The organism is Kitasatospora sp. NPDC057512 (genome assembly GCF_042802135.1).
Taxonomy (GTDB): domain Bacteria; phylum Actinomycetota; class Actinomycetes; order Streptomycetales; family Streptomycetaceae; genus Kitasatospora.
The window spans coordinates 1-6,119 of the sequence record NZ_JBHVET010000534.1; the positions used below are offsets into that span (position 1 = coordinate 1).

General features: G+C 72.9%; 6 protein-coding genes. 1 reads left to right on the forward strand and 5 read right to left on the reverse strand.

Going from position 1 to position 6,119, the window contains the following annotated elements:
• Nucleotides 1–251 precede the first annotated feature (251 nt).
• Nucleotides 252–1,520 carry a tyrosine--tRNA ligase gene (tyrS, locus tag ACFU6K_RS28395; RefSeq protein WP_074002093.1) on the reverse strand — a complete coding sequence of 423 codons (1,269 nt, stop codon included), beginning with the start codon at nt 1,518–1,520 and terminating at the stop codon, nt 252–254.
• A 292-nt stretch (nt 1,521–1,812) separates the two neighbouring features.
• Between tyrS and ACFU6K_RS28400 the strand changes: the two genes are divergently transcribed.
• A complete protein-coding gene (locus ACFU6K_RS28400; RefSeq protein WP_380667713.1) occupies nt 1,813–2,343 on the forward strand; it encodes an HNH endonuclease in 531 nt (176 codons plus the stop codon).
• An 87-nt stretch (nt 2,344–2,430) separates the two neighbouring features.
• Here the strand turns inward: ACFU6K_RS28400 and ACFU6K_RS28405 are convergent, their stop codons facing one another.
• The 4 genes from ACFU6K_RS28405 to ACFU6K_RS28420 form a co-directional block, all read right to left on the reverse strand.
• On the reverse strand, nt 2,431–4,455 hold the full coding sequence (locus ACFU6K_RS28405) for a PQQ-binding-like beta-propeller repeat protein (RefSeq protein ID WP_380667715.1): 2,025 nt from the start codon (nt 4,453–4,455) through the stop codon (nt 2,431–2,433).
• Nucleotides 4,456–4,578: 123 nt separating this feature from the next.
• Nucleotides 4,579–4,884: a 4a-hydroxytetrahydrobiopterin dehydratase gene (locus ACFU6K_RS28410; protein ID WP_380667717.1), complete on the reverse strand. Its 306-nt coding sequence runs from the start codon at nt 4,882–4,884 to the stop codon at nt 4,579–4,581.
• Between the two features lie 82 nt (nt 4,885–4,966).
• Nucleotides 4,967–5,146, reverse strand: coding sequence for a DUF1272 domain-containing protein (locus ACFU6K_RS28415; protein WP_380667719.1), 180 nt, complete (start codon nt 5,144–5,146; stop codon nt 4,967–4,969).
• Nucleotides 5,147–5,225: 79 nt separating this feature from the next.
• Nucleotides 5,226–5,984, reverse strand: coding sequence for a sulfite exporter TauE/SafE family protein (locus ACFU6K_RS28420; protein ID WP_380667721.1), 759 nt, complete (start codon nt 5,982–5,984; stop codon nt 5,226–5,228).
• Nucleotides 5,985–6,119 lie beyond the last annotated feature (135 nt).

Below are 6,119 nucleotides of genomic sequence, written 5' to 3' on the forward strand. Positions count from 1 at the left end.
ACACTCACCCGTAGAAGGCAATGCCAACGAACCCATTTTCATGGGGGTCAGGGTGGGAGTGGGTCTTGCTGAGTGGGGTGGCCGCTCCAGCGACTCGTTCAACACTAGGCCACCCGGACGACATCGTCAAACGTCGAGGGCCGGATCTGTCCAGATCCGGCCCTCGGTGCTCGAAGCCGCAGCTCAGAGCGGGTGTGCTTTCAGCCAAGCCTCGACCGGCCGCCTCAATCGGCCCAGCCGTCGACCGGTGGTCAGCCGGCGGCGACCAGCTCCGCCGCCGCCAGGTTCCGCTTGCCGCGCCGCAGCACGAGCCAGCGGCCGTGCAGCAGGTCGGCCTCGGTCGGCACGGCCTCCTCGTCCGTCACCTTGACGTTGTTGAGGTAGGCCCCGCCCTCCTTGATCGTCCGGCGGGCGGCCGAACGGCTGGGCGACAGCCCGACGGCGACCAGCAGGTCGACCACCGTCTGGAGTTCGGACACCTCGGCCTTCGGGACCTCGGCCAGGGCGGCGGCCAGGGTCGGGGCCTCCAGGTCGGCGAGGTCGCCCTGGCCGAACAGCGCCTTGGACGCGGCGACCGCACGCTCGTACTGCTCCGCGCCGTGCACCAGCGTGGTGAGCTCCTCGGCGAGGGCGCGCTGGGCGAGGCGGGCGGCCGGGCGCTCGGTGGTCTCGCGCTCCAGCTCCTCGACCTCCTCCTTCGAGCGGAAGCTGAAGATCCGCAGGAAGGTGGGGACGTCCCGGTCGTCCGCGTTCAGCCAGAACTGGTAGAAGGCGTACGGGGTGGTCAGCTCGGGGTCGAGCCAGACCGTGCCGGACTCGGTCTTGCCGAACTTGGTGCCGTCGGCCTTGACGATCAGCGGCGTGGCCAGCGCGTGGACGGACTTGCCGTCGGCCTTGCGGATCAGGTCCGTGCCGGCGGTCAGGTTGCCCCACTGGTCGCTGCCGCCGGTCTGCAGGGCGCAGCCGTAGCGGCGGTTCAGCTCCAGGTAGTCCATGCCCTGGAGGATCTGGTAGCTGAACTCGGTGTAGCTGATGCCCGCGTCGGAGTTGAGCCGTCGGGCGACGGCCTCCTTGGCGATCATGTTGTTGACCCGGAAGTACTTGCCCACGTCCCGCAGCAGGCTGATCGCCGACATCCCGGACGTCCAGTCCAGGTTGTTGACCATGCGCGCCGCGTACGGGCCCTCGAAGTCGAGGAAGCGCGAGATCTGGCCGCGCAGGCGCTCGACCCAGCCGGCCACCGTCTCGGGGTCGTTGAGCACGCGCTCGGCGGTGGGCTTCGGGTCGCCGATCAGGCCCGTGGCGCCGCCGACCAGACCGAGCGGGAGGTTCCCCGCCTGCTGGATGCGGCGCATGGTGAGGATCTGCACCAGGTTGCCGAGGTGCAGGCTGGGGGCCGTCGGGTCGAAGCCGCAATAGAACGTGACCGGGCCGTCCGCGAACGCCTTGCGCAGTGCGTCCTCGTCAGTGGAAAGGGCGATCAGCCCGCGCCACTGCAGCTCGTCGACGATGTCCGTCACGGTCACGCTTCTCCTTCGATCGGGCGTCCGCCCAGTGCTGGCCCGGTTCGGTCGGGCTCCGGGTCGGTACGACTCCAGCCTGATAGAGCCTACGCGGTTCCGGCCAGCGAGTTTTCCCGAGGCACCCCTCCCGGTCGGCCGATCCGCCGTCCCGGGCCCCTCCCCGATACCGGAAATTCCGTTGTTCGACGGCTACGGGCCCATTCAGAGTGGTTCCACCGCCGTGCGGCGGCAGTGACGTGTGTGGAGACGGTCGTGCCGCCGTGGCACGCCCGCGGGAAGGGTGTGCCGAGTGCGCAACACGCTGGTTCTGAACGCGAGCTACGAGCCCCTGACGACGGTGTCGCTCCAGCGCGCCGTCGTCCTGGTGCTCCAGGACAAGGCGGTGGTGGAGCAGGCGCATCCGCTGCGCTCGATCCGGGGGACGGGCGTGGCCGTCCCGGTGCCACGGGTGATCAGACTGCAACGGTACGTACGGGTGCCGTTCCGACAACAGGCTCCGTGGTCGCGGCGTGGCGTCCTGGCGCGGGACCGGCACCTGTGCGCGTACTGCGGGCGGCGGGCCACCACGGTGGACCACCTCCAACCCAGGTCGCGCGGTGGTGCCGACAGCTGGATGAACACCGTGGCCGCGTGCGCGGAGGACAACCAGCACAAGGCGGACCGCACGCCGGAGCAGGCCGGGATGAAGCTGCTGCGCCGCCCGTTCGAGCCGACGCCGCAGGCCAGCCTGATGCTGGCGCTCGGTCTGCGCGGCTCGGAGGTCCGGGAGCTCGCGGACTGGCTGCCGGCCGTACCGGGCCGCCCCGTCTCCGCGGCGTAAGACGGCGTACGACGGCGTAACGCAGCGCAAGGCGGTACAAGGCGGCGTAAGGCGGCCTGGGGAAGCCGGCCACCCGGGCGGAGGGCCTCAGTCCTTCGCCCGGTACCCCGCCGCCGTGCCGTAGTTGGTCGAGTGCTCGGGCACCACGACCACCTGCCCGCCGCCGATGAGCACCCGTCCGGAGATCAGCAGCGAGCCGGTGCCGGCCGGGAAGTTGCCGCCGGTCGCCTCCCGGCCGCCCGCCAGCGGGAACCGGCTGAGGCGGGCGGGCTGGTCGCGGCGTTCGTCGGCGGCGAGCACCAGCGACCCGCCGTCGATGCCGACCGCCCGGACGGCGCCCTTGGCGGCGGTCGGCGTCTTCCAGCGCTGCTTGCCGGTGTCCAGGTCGTAGCCGACCGCGGCCATCGGCCCGCCGCCGTTCGGCGGGGCCAGGGTGGTGACCATCGTGCGGCCCTCGAAGTACACCTCGGGAGTGGCCGAAAACGTGCCGTGGGCGACGTCCAGCCGGCCGCCGTCGACGGCCACCGGGATCTCGGCGGCCGGGTCGCCGCCCGCGCCCCAGGCGAACACCCGGTCGTCCTCGGGCTTCCCGCCGGTGGTGAGGACCACGGACGGCTCGGCCGACAGCACGGTCACCGTCTTCGGCTGGTTGTTCAGGCCCCGCCACCAGCCGACCTTGCCGTCCGCGGTGTTCAGCGCCACGGCCTGGTCGGCGGGGGTCGAATCGGCGCAGGAGGAGGCGACGAGCACGGTCTTGCCGCTGACGCCGCCGGACAGGGTGCAGAACTTGCCCTGCCCGGTGTACTGCCAGACGTCCTTCCCGTCGGCGGACTCCCAGGCCAGCACCCGGTCGTCGCCGACGGCGATCACCTTGTCCTCGGTGACGCCGACCCGGGCCGAGTAGGCGCCCTTGGCGTCCGAGAGGCTCTTGCTCCAGACGGTCTTGCCGGTCTTGGTGTCCACGGCGGTCACCAGCGTGCAGGGGCTCTTCGGATCGGCCTGCGGACGGAACAGGGCCGCGCCCAGGCCCGCCGGGTTCACCCCCGCCGACAGCCCGCACGGGACGGCCCCGGCGGCCGGCGGCTCCACCGACCAGGTCGGCTTGCCGCCCGCCCGGTCGTACGCGTGCACCCCGGAGCCGTCGGCCCGGACCACCGCGTCGGCCAGCAGCCAGCCACCGATCAGCGTGTCGTCGCCCCCGGACGGGCCGGCCGCGGCCGGCTGCGCGGCCCACACCCGGTCGTGCGCCACCGCGAAGCCCGGCTCGCCGCCGCTGCTCGCCGCCGCACTGCCGCCACCCTCGGCGCCGACCATCAGCCCGGCCGCCACCAGCACTCCCAGCGCGGCCACCCCGGCGCCGGTCCGCACCAGTAGGGCCTTGCGGCTGGGCATGTGTTCCCCGGTCAGCACCGCGTCGGCGGCCTTCCGGGCCTTGGCGGAGAACGAGGAGCCGGAGACCTCACCCGCGCCGGAACCGCCGCCGCCCCCACGACGGGCCGCGGACCTCGACCGTGCGGCGGGCCCGGCCTGCGGCTCGGGAGCCAGCGCCGGGGTGGTCTCCGTGGACTCCTCGGGCACGGGCGCCGGCCCGGCCTCCTCGATGTGCACGTAGCCGTCCGCCGAGTACTCCGCCCCCGCCGGGACGTACAGCCCCTCCTCGGCGGGCAGCTGCGGGGTGGCGTACGGCGCGTAGGGCTGGTGCGGCTGCGCGTGGTCCGGGTACTGCGGGTACGGCTGGTACTGCTCCTGACCGCCGCCGTACGGGCCCTGGACGTAACCGCCCTGCACGTAGCCGGTCGGGCCGACACCGCTCTGCTCGTAACCGGCCTGGTCGTACCCGCTCCGGCCGTAGCCGGCCTGGTCGTACCCGCTCTGGTCGTAGCCGGTGGGCCCGTAACCGCCCTGGTCGAACTGCGGCTGCTGCTGCCCGTACTCGGCCGAGCCGTAGCCCTGCTGCGGCGGCCACTGCGACGGCTGCTGCGGTACCTGCTGCGCTGCCTGCTGCTGCTGCTGCTCGGCGTACCCGCCGTACCCGCCGCTCTGCCAGTCCGGCCGGCCCTGGGGCGGCCACGGCTGCTGGGGGTGGGCGTCTCCGAAGGGCTCCTGCGCCATCCGTTCCGTCCCTCCCGAGCCCCGCCTGCCTGCCGATGCGGCAGTCAGCATCTCACGCCCGCTCGGGGGCGCGGGCCGGGCCCTCGCCCGTACGGTCCCGGGCCTCCCGGTCCTGCGGCGGCGTCAGGAGGCCGACTCGGCGCGCAGGGCCTCGTCGATCCGGGCGGCGAGGGTGAAGTCCAGCCCGGTGAGGCCGCCGGCGCTGTGGGTGGACAGGACGAAGCGCAGGGTGCGCCAGCGGATGTCGATGTCGGGGTGGTGGTCGAGCGCCTCGGCCTGCTCGGCGACGGCGACGACCACCCGGACCGCCGCCGGGAAGTCCGGGGCGTCGGCGGTACGGGCGATGCTGTCGCCGTCCCGCGTCCACCGGGGCAGCGCCGCCAGGGCGGCCGTGATCTCGTCCTCGTTCAGCCGTGCCCTGCTACTCATCGCCGCGCTCCTGCTGGATGTTCGGTCCGGGGTGCCGGAGTTCCGGGTTGTCCGGGGTTCCGGGACGGCCGGTGTTCCGGTGTCAGGCGGCCTTCCGGCGCGGACGGGTCACCAGCTCGCCGCCGCAGTTGGGGCAGTCGCCGGCCATGGCCTCGGTGCAGTCCGGACAGAAGGTGCACTCGTAGGAACATATCGAGGCGCCGCCGTCCGCGGTCAGCGACACCGCGCAGCGCTCGCAGCTCTCGCGCATCTCCAGGGCCATGGCGTACTCCTCCGACGTTCCGATCTTCCGACGTTCCGACAGCCTGCCAGGCCTGACGATCCGACGATCCGACGGCTGCTCAACTCAACAGCAGCTTGGCGACGGCCACGAGGCCGACCACCACGATGACCCCGCGCAGCGCGGTCGGCGGGAGGCGGCGGCCGACCTTGGCGCCGACCAGGCCGCCGACCAGCGAGCCCGCGGCGATCAGACCGGCGGCGGTCCAGTTCACCGTCGAGGTGAAGAGGAAGAAGAGCGCGGCGACGGCGTTGACGATCATCGCCAGGGCGTTCTTCACCGCGTTGATCCGCTGGAGGTCCTCCTGGAGCAGCATGCCCATCAGGGCCATCAGCAGCACGCCCTGCGCGGCGCCGAAGTAGCCGCCGTAGATGCCGGTCAGGAAGACCCCGACCAGCAGCACCGGGCTACCGTCCGGATCGCCGCCGGGGCGGCGGCGGGCGGCGACGGCCTTGGCCACCTGGGGCTGGATCACCACCAGGACGAGCGCGAGCAGGATCAGCACCGGGACGATCGCGTCGAAGGCCCCGCTCGGCAGCCTGGTCAGCAGCAGCGCGCCGACCAGCCCGCCGAGCAGCGAGGCGGTGCCCAGGCGCAGCACCCGGCGGCCCTGGTCGGCCAGTTCGCGGCGGTACCCGATCACGCCGCTGAGCGAGCCGGGGACCAGGCCGAAGGTGTTGGAGACGTTGGCGGTGACCGGCGGGAGGCCCACGGCGAGCAGGACCGGGAAGGTGATCAGGGTGCCGGAGCCGACGATGACGTTGATCATCCCGGCGCCGACGCCGGCCACCAGGACGGCGATCGACTCCCAGAGCGTCATGGGTCACCTCTCCTCTCGGTCCTGTCCGAGGGGATCATGCCGGACGGCCCCGCGGCTCTACCAGACCCGCCCACGATTCGGGACGCACCTCACAGCACCCGCGGTACGCACGCGCGCTCCCCCGCCGTACAAGGC